The following is a 14,356-nucleotide window of genomic DNA, read 5'->3' on the forward strand; positions in this document are numbered from 1 at the left end:
GCGGCAACGCTAACAGAAACGGCTAGCGCTCGGAAACAGGGTTGGGTGGTGCAAAGCAGCAAATTCTGCATTCACCCGCATTTTGGAACGCGCCCGGAAGCGCGCGCCTGCTGATAGGTGGGCGCAAGCGTTCCGGCGCGGCTGCGCAGTTCTTGAATACGCGATTCAGGGTTGGGGTGGGTGGACAGCCATTCGGGCGGACGGCCGCCACCCGAAGCGATCATGTTCTGCCAAAGATTGACGGCCTGGGCGGGATCGAATCCGGCTTCGGCCATCAAACGCTGCCCCACCACGTCCGCTTCGGTTTCCTGCACGCGCGAACCCGGAAGCAGAAACCCCGTCTGCGCCAACAGGCTTCCGCCTTGGGTCGCCAGGCTGCCGTAGTCGCCGGCCAGTGCGCCGAGCAGTTGCACGGCGCCGGAAGCGCCCATCTGCCGGGTGATGCGTTCGTCGTGATGGCGCTCGACCACATGACCGATCTCGTGCGCCAGCACCGCCGCCAGCTGATCCTGGTTCTTGGCCACGCTGAAAATTCCGGTGTTTACGCCGACCTTGCCGCCGGGCAACGCGAAAGCATTGGGCTCTTTATTGGCGAACAGCGCCGTTTCCCAACTCGTTCCCTGGGCCTGCGGCGGCAACTGGCGGACCAGCGCATTGACCACGCAACGCACGTAGGCGTTCTGCTTGGCGTCGTTGCTCAGCGGTCCTTTGGTTTTGGCCTCAACGAAGGCCTGCGCTCCCAGCTGGTTGAGCTGCTGTTCCGAAACGCCGCCCACGTATTGCCTGCGGCCCGTGGAAGACGTTGTCGTGGCGCAGGCCGCCAGCCCGGCAACGATCGCCGCCGATAGTATCCAGTGCTTCATTCAACGCCCCTCCTGATAAGTACAGAGTGTGGCGAGTGGCGTCTTAACTTTTCGTCAAACTTCGGGCTTTCAGCTGCCTGCGGACAGGTTCAACAGGACTAGCGCTATGGCATTGTTCAGCGCGTGGGCGCCGATCGCGGCCCACAGCGTGCGTGTCCGCCAATACACGAACGCGAAGGCGGCGCCCAGGAAGCCATAGGTCAGCCAGAGCATGCTCGTCGCCTGCCAGCTGTTGCCCGTGGTGCCAGGGATTTCATGCATCAAGGCGAAGGCGGCGCTGCTCAGCAGCACGCCCAGCCAGGGACGCCCGGACGCCCACAGCCTGCCGAATAGCACCCGGCGAAACAGCAGTTCTTCGTAAGCCGGGGCGATCAGCACGCCGAACAGCAACATGAATACCGGGCTTGCGACGTAAGCCGCTTCGATCACCGCCAGATTGGTGGGTTGGGGCCTGATGCCCAAATGCTGGCCCAGGAAGCTGATCGCCGAACTGACCACGAAGGTGGCCGTGGCGGTCGCCACCACCCAGCCCCAAGTACCGATGCGCAGGACAGCCTGTCGAGAGACGGCATGTTCTTCGCGCGTGGCCCGACGGCGCCAGTAATACACCAGCAGGGCCGCACCGCCGGTGCTGACCAGGGTCATCCAGATCACCGCGATGGCGCCGGGTTCGCCCAGCAACCGTACGACGCTGGCCGGATCGAGCGCACCTCCTTGCTGCATCGCGATCTGCGCGCCCTTGAACGCGGCCCAGACTGCGCCGCAGGCGAGCGAGAGGATCAGCAGCGCGCCGATGGCGATGGCTAGATCCAGAAAGAATCCGGCGATCGGGCGTGCGGACCGCGGTGGCGGCCGCAACGCCTGCTGCAACTCCAGTGCCGGGTCCACGCTCACTTTATCGCGCTCACTTCAGACGTCGAGGTTGGAAACCTTCAACGCATTGGCATCGATGAACTCGCGCCGCGGTTCCACCACATCGCCCATCAGCGTGCTGAAGATCTGGTCGGCGGCGACCGCATCCTCGATGCGGACCTGCAGCAAGCGACGCGTATCCGGGTTCACCGTGGTATCCCACAACTGCTCCGGATTCATTTCGCCCAGGCCCTTGAAGCGCTGGATGCTGCGTCCTTTCTTGGCCTCATCGAGCAACCACGCCTGTGCTTCGGCAAAACTCGAGATCGGCTGGGTCTTGTTGCCGCGCACGATCTGCGCGCCTGCGCGGATCAATCCATGCAGCACGGCCGCGGCTTCGCGCAGCGGACGCAGCTCGCCCACTTCGAACGCCGACAGCGGCAGCACCTGGGTCAGTTCCTCGCCCATGTGCTTGCGGGTGGACAGCAATGCGGCAGGACGATGCTCGGTGGCTTCCTGCAGGGTCAACGCGTAGCGCGCGCTGCCGATGCCGCCACGGTTGAGCTTTTTCTCCAGCGAGTCGAGCTCCTGGCGCTCGTCGACGTTCTGCGCCAGATGCGCAGCGTCCAGCGGCGAAAAGTCGATCAGCGATTCCAGCAGGATCGCGTCGTAGCGATGCGCGTTGCGCGCGATCGCTTCGCGCGCGCCGGCGAAGGACAGCAGCAATTTTTCCAGCGCTTCGCCGGTGATCGGCGGCTCGCCTTCGGCGGGAATCAGGCCTGCGTTTTCCACCGCGCTGTTGGCGAGGTAGACGTTCAACGCCGCATCGTCCTTCATGTACATCTCCTGCTTGCCCTGCTTCAACTTGTAGAGCGGCGGCAGGCCGATGTAGATGTGGCCGCGCTCGATCAGCTCCGGCATCTGCCGGTAGAAGAAGGTGAGCAGCAAGGTGCGGATGTGCGAACCGTCGACGTCGGCGTCGGTCATGATGATGATGCGGTGGTAACGCAGCTTGTCCGGGTTGTATTCGTCGCGGCCGATGCCGGTGCCCAGCGCGGTGATCAGCGTACCGACTTCGGCCGAGGCCAGCATGCGATCGAAACGCGCGCGTTCGACGTTGAGGATCTTGCCGCGCAACGGCAGCACCGCCTGGTTCTTGCGATTGCGGCCCTGCTTGGCGGAACCGCCGGCGGAGTCGCCCTCGACGATGAACAGCTCCGACAAGGCCGGATCTTTTTCCTGGCAGTCGGCGAGCTTGCCGGGCAGGCCGGCGATATCCAGCGCACCCTTGCGGCGGGTCAGGTCGCGGGCCTTGCGCGCGGCCTCGCGGGCGCGGGCGGCGTCGACGATCTTGCCGGCGATGGCGCGGGCCTCGTTGGGGTGTTCTTGCAGGAACTCCTCCAAACGTGCACCGAACGTGCTCTCAACGACCGGCCTTACTTCGGAACTGACCAGCTTTTCTTTGGTTTGCGAGGAAAAGCTCGGATCGGGCACCTTGACCGACAGCACGGCGATCATGCCTTCGCGCATGTCGTCGCCGGACAAGGCGACTTTGGCCTGCTTGGCGATGCCGTTCTGTTCGATGTAATTGGTCAGCGTGCGGGTGAGCGCGGCGCGGAAACCGATGAGGTGGGTGCCGCCGTCCTTCTGTGGAATATTGTTGGTGAAGCAGAACATCGTTTCCTGATACGCGTCGGTCCACTGCAGGGCGACGTCGACGGTGATGCCATTCTGTTCGCCCGTCACCGAGATCACGTTGGGGTGCAACGGAGTCTTCAATTGCGCCAGATGTTCGACGAAGGAAGCGATGCCGCCTTCGTACTGGAATACGTCCGAACGGCCTTCGCCGCGCTCGTCGCTGAGCGTGATCTTGACGCCCGAGTTGAGGAACGACAGCTCGCGCAAACGCTTGGCCAGAATGTCGTAGTGGAACTCGACGTCGGTGAAAATCGCGGCCGCCGGCTTGAAGCGCAGCAGGGTGCCGCGTTTGTCCGAGGCTTCAAGCTGTTTGAGCGGATACAGCGGTTCGCCCAGCGAATATTCCTGCTGCCAATGGAAACCGTCGCGCCACACGTCCAGCCACAAATGCTCGGACAAGGCGTTGACCACGGAGACGCCGACGCCGTGCAGACCGCCGGAAACCTTGTAGCTGTTGTCGTCGAACTTACCGCCGGCGTGCAGCACGGTCATGATGACCTCGGCCGCGGAAACGCCTTCTTCCTTGTGGATGTCGACCGGGATGCCGCGACCGTTGTCGTACACGGCGACCGAGCCGTCTTCCAGGATTTTCACCACCACATCGTCGGCGTGGCCGGCGAGGGCTTCGTCGATGGCGTTGTCCACCACCTCGAACACCATGTGGTGCAGGCCGGTGCCGTCGTGCACGTCGCCGATATACATGCCAGGGCGCTTGCGAACGGCCTCCAGGCCGCGCAGGACGGTGATCTTGCTGGAATCGTAGTTGCCGTTGGGGGTGGGGACTGGAGTGGTTTCTTCGGTCATGCGCTTCGTATCGCCTGCTGCGCTCCTGTGCCGGCCGGGATTCGCGGATGTTTCGCGAATCTGTTGTGCCACACATTAGCTATAGGGAGTGAAGCAGAAATTATAGCATTTCGGCCTCTTCCTCTCCATGCCGCAACGGATCAGCAGCGCTGGATTTTCCCCTGTTCCACGTGGAACAAAGTGGGCGTTACGCCGAGGGTTTCCAACGCCGCAGAGGCTTCGGTACCGGTAACGAAGATCTGCGCTCCGCTGCCCAACAGGCGTTGCAAGACACGTTGCTGATGCTTGCGGTCCAGCTCCGAGGAAAGATCGTCCAGGGCTACGATCGGCCACTCGCCACGTCGCTGCGCGTAATCCTCGGCTTGTGCGAGCAGGGCGGACAGGGCCGATAGCTTGGCCTGCCCTCGCGACAGGGCTTCGCGGTTGGGATGGCCGGCGTAGTCGATCCGCCAATCGGCGCGATGCGGGCCGACCGAGGTATAGCCCAGGCTGCGGTCGCGATCCCGCGCCAGCAACAGGGCGTCGGCCAGCGATAACTCCCCGCTGCGCCATCCGGGCTGGAATTCAATAGTGCTGGCGCCAAGCGCCGGCACCAGATCCGCGGCGACCGCGGAAAGGCGGACCTGAAGCTGTTCCAGGTACTGCCGACGATGGCGGGTCAGGGGTTCGCCGGCTTCGGCCAGCTCGTGGTCCCAGGCGTCCAGCTGCTGCCCGCCGGCACCGGACTTCAGCAAGGCGTTGCGTTGTTTCAGGGCGCGGGCGTAACGGCGCCACAGCGGCAGAAAATCAGGTTCCACGTGGAACAGCCCCCAGTCCACGAACCGGCGGCGCGGCTCCCCACCACCGGTCACCAGCGCATGGCTGCCCGGTTCGAAGCTGACCACCGCCAAGGCGGCGCAGAGTTCGCCGAGCTGGGCCACGTTTTCCCCGTCCAGACGCCCGGTCCAGGTTTGGCCGGTATGGCGCAGGCCGGCGCGGCGATGGCGGGTGTCGGGACCTTCCCGCCACTCGACGAAGACCTCGACCGCGTCTGATCCCGTCCTCACCAGCCCGTCCCGTACCCGTCCGCGGAAACTGCGCCCGTAGGCCATCAGGTGCAAGGCTTCCAGCAGGCTGGTCTTGCCGGCGCCGTTGTCGCCGGTAATCAGGTTGAGGCCCGCGGCAGGCTCGATCGCCACGCTCTCGAAGCGTCGCAAGCCGGCGGCGGTAAGGCGGATCACCTGCATTTAAGCAGTCTCCCCGCACGTCCCGATCGCCGTAGGTCGGGGCTACGTCCCCGACCTACGAATGGTCGCCAGGTGCAGCCGGGCTCTATCGGAGCGCAACAGCAACAAGCGAAAAGGGTTCCCGCAAAACCAGAACGCCCGGAGAGGTCCGGGCGTTGAGGATGTTCCACGTGAAACAAGGGTGGAATCACAGGCGCAGCGGCATCACCACATGCCGGGACTTCTCGCTGCTGGCTTCACGCACCAGAGCCGAGGAATTGGCGTCCCGCAACTGGATGATGATGTGCTCGTCGCGCAGTGCGGAGAGGGCATCGAGCAGGTAATTGACGTTGAAGCCGATGGCCAGATCGCTGACCTTGGTGTCGGCTTCGATCTCTTCCTGGGCTTCTTCCTGCTCCGGGTTGTGCGCGCTGATCTTCAGTTGGCCAGGGGACACCTCGACGCGGACGCCGCGGTATTTCTCGTTGGACAGAATGGCCGCGCGCTGCAGAGCCGCACGCAGAACCTCGCGGTCCAGCTTGACCTCGCGGTCGGCACCGATCGGGATCACCGCGGCGTAATCAGGGAAACGACCGTCGATCAACTTGGAAGTGAAAGTCACATCGTCGCGCTTGACCCGAATGTGGTTGCGGCCGATTTCCAGTTCCAACTCGCGGTCGCCGTTCTCCAGCAGGCGCTGCAGTTCGGTCACGCCCTTGCGGGGCACGATGATCTGGCGTTTGGCGCCGGCAGCGCCTTCCAGCGGGGTTTCGCACAGCGCCAAGCGATGGCCGTCGGTGGCCACACAACGCAGCAGCTTGTCGCCCAGGTCGAACAGCAAGCCGTTGAGGTAGTAGCGCACGTCCTGCTGGGCCATCGCGAACGCGGTGCGTTCGATCAGTTCCTTCAGCGCGGCTTCCGGCACGTTGACCCGTTCGGTGGCTTCGACTTCGTCCACCGAGGGAAAATCATTGGCCGGCAAGGTGGCCAGGGTGAAGCGGCTGCGTCCGGCCGAGACGGTGACCTTGTCTCCGCTTTGGCTGACGGTGATTTTGCTGCCGTCGGGCAGGGCGCGGATGATCTCGAACAGCTTGCGTGCCGGGATGGTGGTTTCACCGTCCTGGGCGTCGTCGACCGCGCTGCGCGCGATCATCTCGACTTCCAGATCGGTGCCGGTGAGCGAGAGTTGCCCGCCTTGCACCTGGACGAGGAAGTTGGCGAGGACCGGCAACGTCTGCCGGCGTTCGACCACGTTGACGACTTGCGCCAACGGCTTCAGGAATGCTTCGCGTTGCAGACTGAAACGCATGTGGTGCTGGCCCCTTATGCACTGGATCTTGAAAGAGTATTAAATCAAAAACTGGTGGTGATGGTTTCGCAGATTTCGGTGGAGAAGCTACGCAACCCTTTGAATCCTATTCGTTTTTTGACGACTCGAAAGCGTGTATCAAGAACGCTGGAGCACTGGTGCAACTTGTGGATAACTTTGGAGGCGATTTTCATCCCCAACTTATCCACAGAGCCTGAGGTTAGTTACTCACTGAGCTTACGGATCAGTTTGTCCCAGTCCTCGTGCAGCTTGCCATCGGTTTCCATCAGGTTGCGGATCTGCCGGCAGGCATGCAAAACGGTGGTGTGGTCGCGACCGGCGAAGGCATCGCCGATTTCCGGCAGGCTGTGTTCGGTCAGTTCCTTGGCCAAGGCCATCGCCACCTGCCGCGGGCGCGCCAGGGAGCGCGTGCGTCGCTTGGACAGCAAATCCTTGATCTGCAGACCGTAATAGTCTGCCACGGTCTTCTGTATGTTGGGGATGCTGATGGCTTGCTGCTGCGCGCGCAACAGATCGCGCAGCGTTTCCTGGGCGAATTCGGTGGTGATGGCGCGGCCGGTGAAGTTGGCTCGCGCGGTCAGGGTGTTCAACGCGCCTTCCAGATCGCGTACGTTGGAGCGCATCTTCTTGGCCAGCAGGAAGGCGACATCGTCGGGAATCTGCGCGCCGCGCTCGCGCGCCTTGGCCAACACGATGGCCGCGCGGGTCTCGAAATCCGGCGGCTCGATCGCCACCGACAGCCCCCAAGCCAGCCGCGACTTCAAGCGCGGCTCCAGGCCTTCCACTTCGCGCGGATAGCGGTCGCAGGTCAGGATGATCTGTTGGCGGCCGTCGAACAGCGCGTTGAAGGTGTGGAAGAACTCTTCCTGGGTACGGTCCTTGCCGGCGAAGAACTGGATGTCGTCGATCAGCAGCGCGTCCACTTGCTGGAAACGCCGCTTGAACTGGTCCATCGATTTCTCGATCAAGGCCTTGGTCATCGCGCTGAAGAATTGTTCCGAACGCAGATACAGCACACGCGCATTCGGGTTCTGCCGGCGCAGTTCGTTGCCGGCGGCGAACATCAGATGGGTCTTGCCCAGACCGGTGCCGCCGTACAGCAGCAGGGGATTATGCGAACGGTCGCCGGGTTTCTGCGCGGCCTGCCAGGCGGCGGCGCGGCCGAGCTGGTTGCTGCGGCCTTCGACGAAGTTGTCGAAGCTGTAGTGCGAATCCAGATTGCCGGCGTAGGGCTCGCTGGCGGCGAAATTCGCGGCCGCTGCCGCTGCGGAAGCCGACGGTGTGGGCTCGGCGATGCGCGCCCGCGATCCGATTTCCACCGAGACGTCGCGATGGCCGGCGAAGTGGCCCAGCAGGTCCTGGATGCGCGACAGGTAGCGTTCGCGCACCTGCTCCACGATGAAGGCGTTGGGCGCGTACAGGACCATGGCGTCGAGGCGCTGTTCGGCCTGCAAGGGCTTGAGCCAGGTATGGACATCTTCGGCCGGCAGTTCGGCTTCCAGGCGTTCGAGGCAGCGGGGCCAGGCATCCATCGAGGGCGGCGATCGGTTCTTCAAGAGGGCGTGCCCGCGGCAGTCGAACGGCGCGGAACGCGGGTGAAATACAGTCGGCCACATTATCATGCGGCAGCACCTGGCATGGTAGTTATCCACAGCGTCGAAAAACGTCGCGGACCTGAATAGCCATGCGCTTCGATACCGTCCGTTTTTGACTCAAGCCCCGCCGTAGTTGACCGCGACCGGGTCGGCCCTATAGAATTTCCGGTTCTTTCCACCGCAAACCGCCCGAGGGCCCCATGGCCACCAAGCGCACTTACCAACCCAGCAACCTCAAGCGCAAGCGCGACCATGGCTTTCGCGCCCGCATGAAGACCGCCGATGGCCGCAAGATCCTGGCCCGTCGTCGTGCCAAGGGCCGCACTCGCCTGAGCGCCTGATGGTTCTGCCGCGTCTGCGGCCGAGTCCATCGATGTCTGTCTTCTGCAAAAAGTCCGCGCAACCCTTGTGCGGACTTTTTCATGTCCGCATGTTCATGTCGGCATGAGCACGCCTTCATGAGCATGATTCCATGAACGCCCACTTCCCGCCCTCTGCGCGAGTACGCACGGGGGCCGAATACGCACGCGTGTTCGAACAGGCCCGCCGCACCTCCGACCCGATCCTGAGTCTGCATTGGCTGGCCGGCGAAACGCCGGCGAAACTGGGTCTGGCGGTCTCGCGCAAGGTCGATCCCAATGCGGTGGGCCGCAACCGCATCAAACGCGTATTCCGCGATCAATTCCGAAAGCTGCGCGCGCAACTGCCCGCCGGCGAATATGTGGTGGTCGCCCGCGTAGCCGCGCGCAAAGCCGACAATGCGCAGCTGCGCGAGACTTTTCTGCGCACGCTGGTGCGTGCCGGTGCATTGCCCGCGTCGGCCGCGCCCGGCACAATGCCGCCGGTCACGAAACCTCTTCCTTCCCTTTCCCGCAACACGCCCAAACCGGACGTTTCCGCCGGTTGAGAATGCCTGCCTGATGAACCAGACCCGTGTCTTCCTGTTTTTCGCCTGGCTGATGGTGGCGACCCTGTTGTGGATGGAGTGGGGCAAGTTCAACGCGCCCAAGCCGGCCGACCTGCCGACCGCCACGACCCAGCCGCAGCCCGCAAGCCTCGGCTCGGTGCCTTCCGCCTCGCCGGTCCCGCAGCCGGCCGCCACGGTGACGAATGCGGGCGTGCCCGTGGCGCCCGCGGTCGAAGCCGCTGCCAACAAGGCCAGCGCTACTGCGGCTCCCGCACGGCAGAGCGTGGTGGTCAGCAGCGACTTGCTGCGCCTGACCATCGACGGCGGCAACGTATTGGAAGCGGTGTTGCTGAAGTATCCGCAAACCAAGGCCGCCGGCAGTCCGCCCGTGGTGTTGTTCACCCAGGATCCGGCGCACTACTACACGGCGCAGAGCGGTTGGGCCAACGGCAAGAATCCGGCGCCCAGCCACCTGGGCGGCTTTGTCCCGGAAAACGGCGCCGGCGTGGTGAATCTCGCGCCCGGGGCAGCGTCGGTGTCGGTGCCCTTCATATGGAATGGACCGGAAGGCGTCGTGATCCGCCGCACCTACACACTCAAGCGCGACGACTACGCGGTGGGCGTGCGCGATGAAGTGGTCAACAACAGCAACGCGCCCTGGGAGGGCACGATCTACCGCCAGCTGGAACGGCAGCCGCCGGTGATCAAGACCGGCATGACCAATCCGGAATCCTTCAGCTTCAGCGGCGCCACCTGGTACAGCGTGCAGAAGCAGTACGAGCGGCTGAAGTTCGCCAAGTACATGGACGATGGCAAGTTGAATCAGGATGCGAGCGGCGGTTGGATCGCAATGCTGCAGCATCATTTCTTCAGCGCATGGATTCCCGATCAGAAAGCGGACGTCAAAATACAGACCGACGAGATCAATGGCCACGCACTGATTCGCGAACTCGGCCCGAGTTTGAGCGTCGCTCCAGGTCAGAAGCAGGTTACTGAAGCAAGACTGTTCGTGGGACCGAAATTGATAGCGCAGATGCAGGCGCAGGGCGTCAACCTGAATCGCGCAGTGGATTACAGTCAGTTTCGCATTTTCGATTTCATAGGCCAGGGACTGTTCTGGATCCTCAGCCATCTGCATTCTTTATTCGGCAACTGGGGCTGGTCGATCATCGGCCTGGTGGTGCTGGTGAAGCTGGCGCTGTATCCGCTGGCCAACAAGCAGTACGAGAGCGCCAACAAGATGCGCGCGCTGGCGCCGCGCGTGGCCCAGCTCAAGGAGCGCTACGGCGACGATCGCGCCAAGCATCAAGCGGCGATGATGGAGCTGTACAAGAAGGAGAAGGTCAATCCGATGGGCGGCTGCTTGCCGATCCTGGTGACCATGCCGATCTTCCTGGCCCTGTACTGGGTGTTGGTGGAGTCGGTGGAACTGCGCCAGGCGCCGTGGTTCCTGTGGATCCACGATCTGACCGCGCGCGATCCGTACTTCATCCTGCCCGCGCTGAACATGCTGGTGATGTGGACCACGCAGAAGATGACGCCTGCCGTGGGCATGGATCCGATGCAGCAGAAGATGATGCAGTTCATGCCGCTGGTGTTCGGCGTGATGATGGCCTTCTTCCCGTCGGGCCTGGTGCTGTACTGGGTGACCAACGGCAGCCTGGGCTTGCTGCAGCAATGGTGGGTCGGCAAGAAACACGGCAAGCCGCTGGCCGCGCCTGAAGCCAAGGGCAAGGCGATAGAGAAGGGCAAGGCGATAGAAAAGAAGACGACCGAGAAGTAATCGGTCGCATCGGCAACACTAAGGAACCCGCCGGAAGGCGGGTTCCTTTTTATTGAACGAACCCGCGTTCGGGAATATGCAAGACTTCCGCCTGATGATTGCGCCCGCACCCACGATCGATCCGAATGCCGACACCATCGCCGCCGTCGCCACTGCGCCAGGTGCGGGTGGCGTCGGCATCGTGCGCTTGTCGGGTCCGCGCGCGCGCGTCATCGCCGAAAGCATATGCGGCCGCAGCTTGCGGCCACGCCACGCGCATCACGTGCGTTTTTCCGAACACAACGGGGACACCATCGACGACGGCCTCGCGCTGTCCTTTCCGGCACCCAACAGCTTCACCGGCGAAGACGTGGTCGAATTGCAGGCGCACGGCAGTCCGGTCGTGCTGCAGCAACTGGTGATGCGCGCCTGCGCGCTGGGTGCGCGGCATGCGCGTCCGGGCGAGTTCAGCGAGCGCGCCTTCCTCAACGAGCGACTGGATCTGGCCCAGGCCGAGGCCATCGCCGACCTGATCGCCGCTTCCGACACGCGTGCCGCGCGCGCGGCGCGGCGTGCGCTGGAGGGGGTGTTCTCGCAACGCGTGGAGGCCATCGCCGACAGCTTTTCGGCCTTGCGCGTGCATGTGGAAGCGGCCATCGATTTCGCCGACGAATCCATCGACACGCTCGGCGGCCAAGCCGTGCGAAAAAAACTGGCGGCGACGCAGGTCGACCTGTCGCGATTGCTGGCCGACGCCGAACGCGGACGCAAACTCCGCGACGGCCTGCATGCGGTGATCGTGGGTCCGCCCAATGCCGGCAAGAGCTCCTTGCTGAACGCGCTGGCCGGCGGCGATCGCGCCATCGTCACCGACATTCCCGGCACCACCCGCGATGTCTTGCGCGAAACCATGCGCCTGGATGGTCTGGAACTGACGCTGGTGGACACCGCCGGCTTGCGCGAGGGCGGCGATGCCATCGAACGCGAAGGCATGCGCCGCGCACGCGCCGAACTGGAAACCGCGGACCTCGCCCTGGTGGTGCTGGATGCGCGCGACCCCGCCGCTGGGCTGTCGGCGGTGGAGGGTGTACTCGCGACGGTGCCTCTGCGCCTGTTGATCCACAACAAGAGCGACCTGCTGGCCTCGCCCCCGGCCGATACCGAGACCACGGTGCATGTCTCGGCCCTCGACGGGCGAGGCCTGGAAACACTGCACGCTCGCCTGCGAGGCCTGGCCATGGGGAACACGCAGGAGGCCAGCGCCGGGGAGTTCTCCGCGCGCGGCCGCCACGTCGACGCTTTGCGCAGAGCCCAGGAACACGCGAATACGGCAAACCGTGAACTGGATCACGAAAGGCTGGAGCTAGCCGCCGAAGAATTGAGGCTGGCTCACGAAGCCTTGGGCGAAATCACCGGGAGGATTTCGCCGGATGACATGCTGGGCCGCATTTTTTCCACTTTCTGCATCGGCAAATGAGCCCGCGGAAGCCGACAAATGCCCTGGCATGCTTCATGCTTGGCTGGTATGGGGTTTTTTCCAATTGCTGCTTGTCTGGGGAGTAAACGAATGTCTGTTGTCACGATTTCAAAGAAGTCGCGCTGGATTGCGCTGTCGCTGGTGGTCGCGTTGGCGGCCTGTTCCAAGGACGAGCAGGCCGGCACCGAAGCGACCACGACAACGCCCACCGCCGCGCCCGTAACGGCTGCGCCCGCACCGGCCGTTTCGGCTCAGGTCCAGGCGATGAGCGCCGAACAGCTGCGCGCCGCGGCCACCAAGGCGCTGGGCGAGAACCGTATCTATGCCCCAGGCGGCGACAACGCCATGGAGTACTACCTGGCGCTGCGCGACAAACTGCCCAGCGACCCGGCCGTGACCAGCGCATTGACCGATCTGATGCCCTATACGCTGATCGCCACCGAACAAAGCATTGGCCGTGAGGACTTCGTCGAAGCCCAGCGTCTCTCGGCGCTGCTCGAAAAAGCCGATCCCAAGGCGCCGGCGCTGCCGCGTCTGAAGCAAACCATCGCCAACGCGCAGTTGGCGGTGGCGGCACGCGCGGAAACCGAAAAGACCAAGGAAGTCACCGACGCCGAGGCCAAGGCGCTGGAAGAAAAGCGTCTGGCCCAGCAGGCCGAACAGCAGCGCGCCGCGGCCGCGGCTCTGGCGACCCAGCAGCAGCAGGACGCCGCGCGTGCGGCCGAAGCCGAGCGTACCGCCGCCGCCCAGCGTGAAGCCGCCGCCGCCGCTCAACGTGAAGCCGCCGCACGCACCGCTGCCGCCACACCGGCCACCACCAAACCAGCTGCCAGCAGCACCTCGCTGAAGGTAGTCAGTTCGCCGTCGCCGCGTTATCCGCCTGAAGCGTTGCGTGCCGGCACCGCCGGTGAAGTGCTGGTGGAGATCACCGTGGGTACCGATGGCTCGGTGACCAACGCGCGCGTGGTGCGCGCCACCCCGCCGCGCGTCTTCGATCGCGAAGCGTTGAATGCCGTGCGTCGCTGGAAGTTCGAGCCCATCGATGCGCCGACCACCACGCGCCGTACCCTGGCTTTCAATCCGGGTTGATACACGACGCAACAGCTACGAGAAGGCCGGCGTAAGCCGGCCTTCTTTGTTTGGGTGGGGATGAGCTAAGCGTAGGCACCGCGAGCTGGGAAGCCGGATTGCAGGCAAACAAGAATACGGCCAGTGCAAAATAAAACCGTCATCCCGGAGCATGCCGGGACCCAATTCGCAGCGCTCGGGCAGACGGGTTAGCAGTGGAAAATGAAGTGCTTCGCTGCGGGATGAAGAGACATTTCAATACGATGCATGCGCTGCCACGCATCGCTCGTATGCGTCACGGGTTGGCTTCTTATGGCGCACGTTCCGACACTGCGTCAACTGAAAGTTGGGTCCCGGCATGCGCCGGGATGACGGTTATTTCTTTTCTTCAGGGAAACCATCCAAGCGATTCGTTCCCTTCTCGGCGCAGGCTCAGTCGCAGAAGGCAACTAGGCCTGCGCCTCTGACCAATGCCGCCTCGAAGAGGCTGCGCATCGCCGCAAACGCGTCCAGCGCCCCGCGGTTGCCGCCGAGTTCGCTCACGTTGGTCGTGAATATCTTCATGAGCGTGGTGATCTGGGCAGGCTGCAGAAAAGAATCTTCGAAATACTTGAGACCTGCGCCGGCCAGGCTGCCCTTGTCGAACAGAACCGCCAGCGAGCGGTGGGCATCGAGATCGATGGAGCCCGCCAGTTCAAGACCGCTGGGATCGTCGGGCATATCGGTGGTGGATGGATCTGTGTAGTAAATGTCCAGCATGGTCAATCCAAGGTTCGAACGGTTCCATCTTCGTTG

General features: G+C 63.6%; 12 protein-coding genes. 5 read left to right on the forward strand and 7 right to left on the reverse strand.

The features are described from left to right. Positions 1 to 71: 71 nt before the first annotated feature. The 6 genes from J2W94_RS10390 to dnaA all read right to left on the reverse strand — a co-directional run bounded on the left by J2W94_RS10390 (position 72) and on the right by dnaA (position 8,284). Positions 72 to 863, reverse strand: coding sequence for a M48 family metallopeptidase (locus J2W94_RS10390; protein WP_310092907.1), 792 nt, complete (start codon positions 861 to 863; stop codon positions 72 to 74). Positions 864 to 932: 69 nt separating this feature from the next. Continuing rightward, entirely contained in the window at positions 933 to 1,751 is an 819-nt protein-coding gene (locus tag J2W94_RS10395; protein ID WP_310093695.1) for a CPBP family intramembrane glutamic endopeptidase, read from the reverse strand. 21 nt (positions 1,752 to 1,772) lie between these two features. After that, a complete protein-coding gene (gene gyrB / locus J2W94_RS10400) occupies positions 1,773 to 4,217 on the reverse strand; it encodes a DNA topoisomerase (ATP-hydrolyzing) subunit B (RefSeq protein WP_310092909.1) in 2,445 nt (814 codons plus the stop codon). A gap of 140 nt (positions 4,218 to 4,357) precedes the next feature. Next, on the reverse strand, positions 4,358 to 5,443 hold the full coding sequence (gene recF, locus J2W94_RS10405) for a DNA replication/repair protein RecF (protein WP_310092911.1): 1,086 nt from the start codon (positions 5,441 to 5,443) through the stop codon (positions 4,358 to 4,360). Between the two features lie 187 nt (positions 5,444 to 5,630). Continuing rightward, entirely contained in the window at positions 5,631 to 6,731 is a 1,101-nt protein-coding gene (gene dnaN / locus J2W94_RS10410; protein ID WP_310092914.1) for a DNA polymerase III subunit beta, read from the reverse strand. A 224-nt stretch (positions 6,732 to 6,955) separates the two neighbouring features. After that, positions 6,956 to 8,284 (reverse strand): chromosomal replication initiator protein DnaA, encoded by a 1,329-nt coding sequence (gene dnaA / locus J2W94_RS10415; RefSeq protein WP_310092916.1) that lies wholly within the window; start codon positions 8,282 to 8,284, stop codon positions 6,956 to 6,958. A gap of 263 nt (positions 8,285 to 8,547) precedes the next feature. On the opposite strand from dnaA, the gene rpmH reads away from it, so the two are divergent. The 5 genes from rpmH (at position 8,548) to J2W94_RS10440 (ending at position 13,582) form a co-directional block, all read left to right on the forward strand. Then, the gene (gene rpmH, locus J2W94_RS10420) at positions 8,548 to 8,688 is read left to right on the forward strand and encodes a 50S ribosomal protein L34 (RefSeq protein ID WP_133323779.1); all 141 of its coding nucleotides are present in this window, start codon (positions 8,548 to 8,550) and stop codon (positions 8,686 to 8,688) included. 131 nt (positions 8,689 to 8,819) lie between these two features. Further along, positions 8,820 to 9,254: a ribonuclease P protein component gene (gene rnpA / locus J2W94_RS10425; RefSeq protein WP_310092920.1), complete on the forward strand. Its 435-nt coding sequence runs from the start codon at positions 8,820 to 8,822 to the stop codon at positions 9,252 to 9,254. 13 nt (positions 9,255 to 9,267) lie between these two features. Then, positions 9,268 to 11,037 (forward strand): membrane protein insertase YidC, encoded by a 1,770-nt coding sequence (gene yidC, locus J2W94_RS10430; protein WP_310092922.1) that lies wholly within the window; start codon positions 9,268 to 9,270, stop codon positions 11,035 to 11,037. Between the two features lie 115 nt (positions 11,038 to 11,152). After that, positions 11,153 to 12,493 (forward strand): tRNA uridine-5-carboxymethylaminomethyl(34) synthesis GTPase MnmE, encoded by a 1,341-nt coding sequence (gene mnmE / locus J2W94_RS10435; RefSeq protein ID WP_310093697.1) that lies wholly within the window; start codon positions 11,153 to 11,155, stop codon positions 12,491 to 12,493. A 90-nt stretch (positions 12,494 to 12,583) separates the two neighbouring features. Next, positions 12,584 to 13,582 carry an energy transducer TonB gene (locus J2W94_RS10440; RefSeq protein WP_310092924.1) on the forward strand — a complete coding sequence of 333 codons (999 nt, stop codon included), beginning with the start codon at positions 12,584 to 12,586 and terminating at the stop codon, positions 13,580 to 13,582. Positions 13,583 to 13,993: 411 nt separating this feature from the next. Here the strand turns inward: J2W94_RS10440 and J2W94_RS10445 are convergent, their stop codons facing one another. Next, positions 13,994 to 14,320, reverse strand: coding sequence for a hypothetical protein (locus J2W94_RS10445; protein WP_310092926.1), 327 nt, complete (start codon positions 14,318 to 14,320; stop codon positions 13,994 to 13,996). Positions 14,321 to 14,356 lie beyond the last annotated feature (36 nt).

Source organism: Pseudoxanthomonas sacheonensis, assembly GCF_031455975.1.
GTDB classification, from domain to species: Bacteria; Pseudomonadota; Gammaproteobacteria; order Xanthomonadales; family Xanthomonadaceae; genus Pseudoxanthomonas_A; species Pseudoxanthomonas_A sacheonensis_A.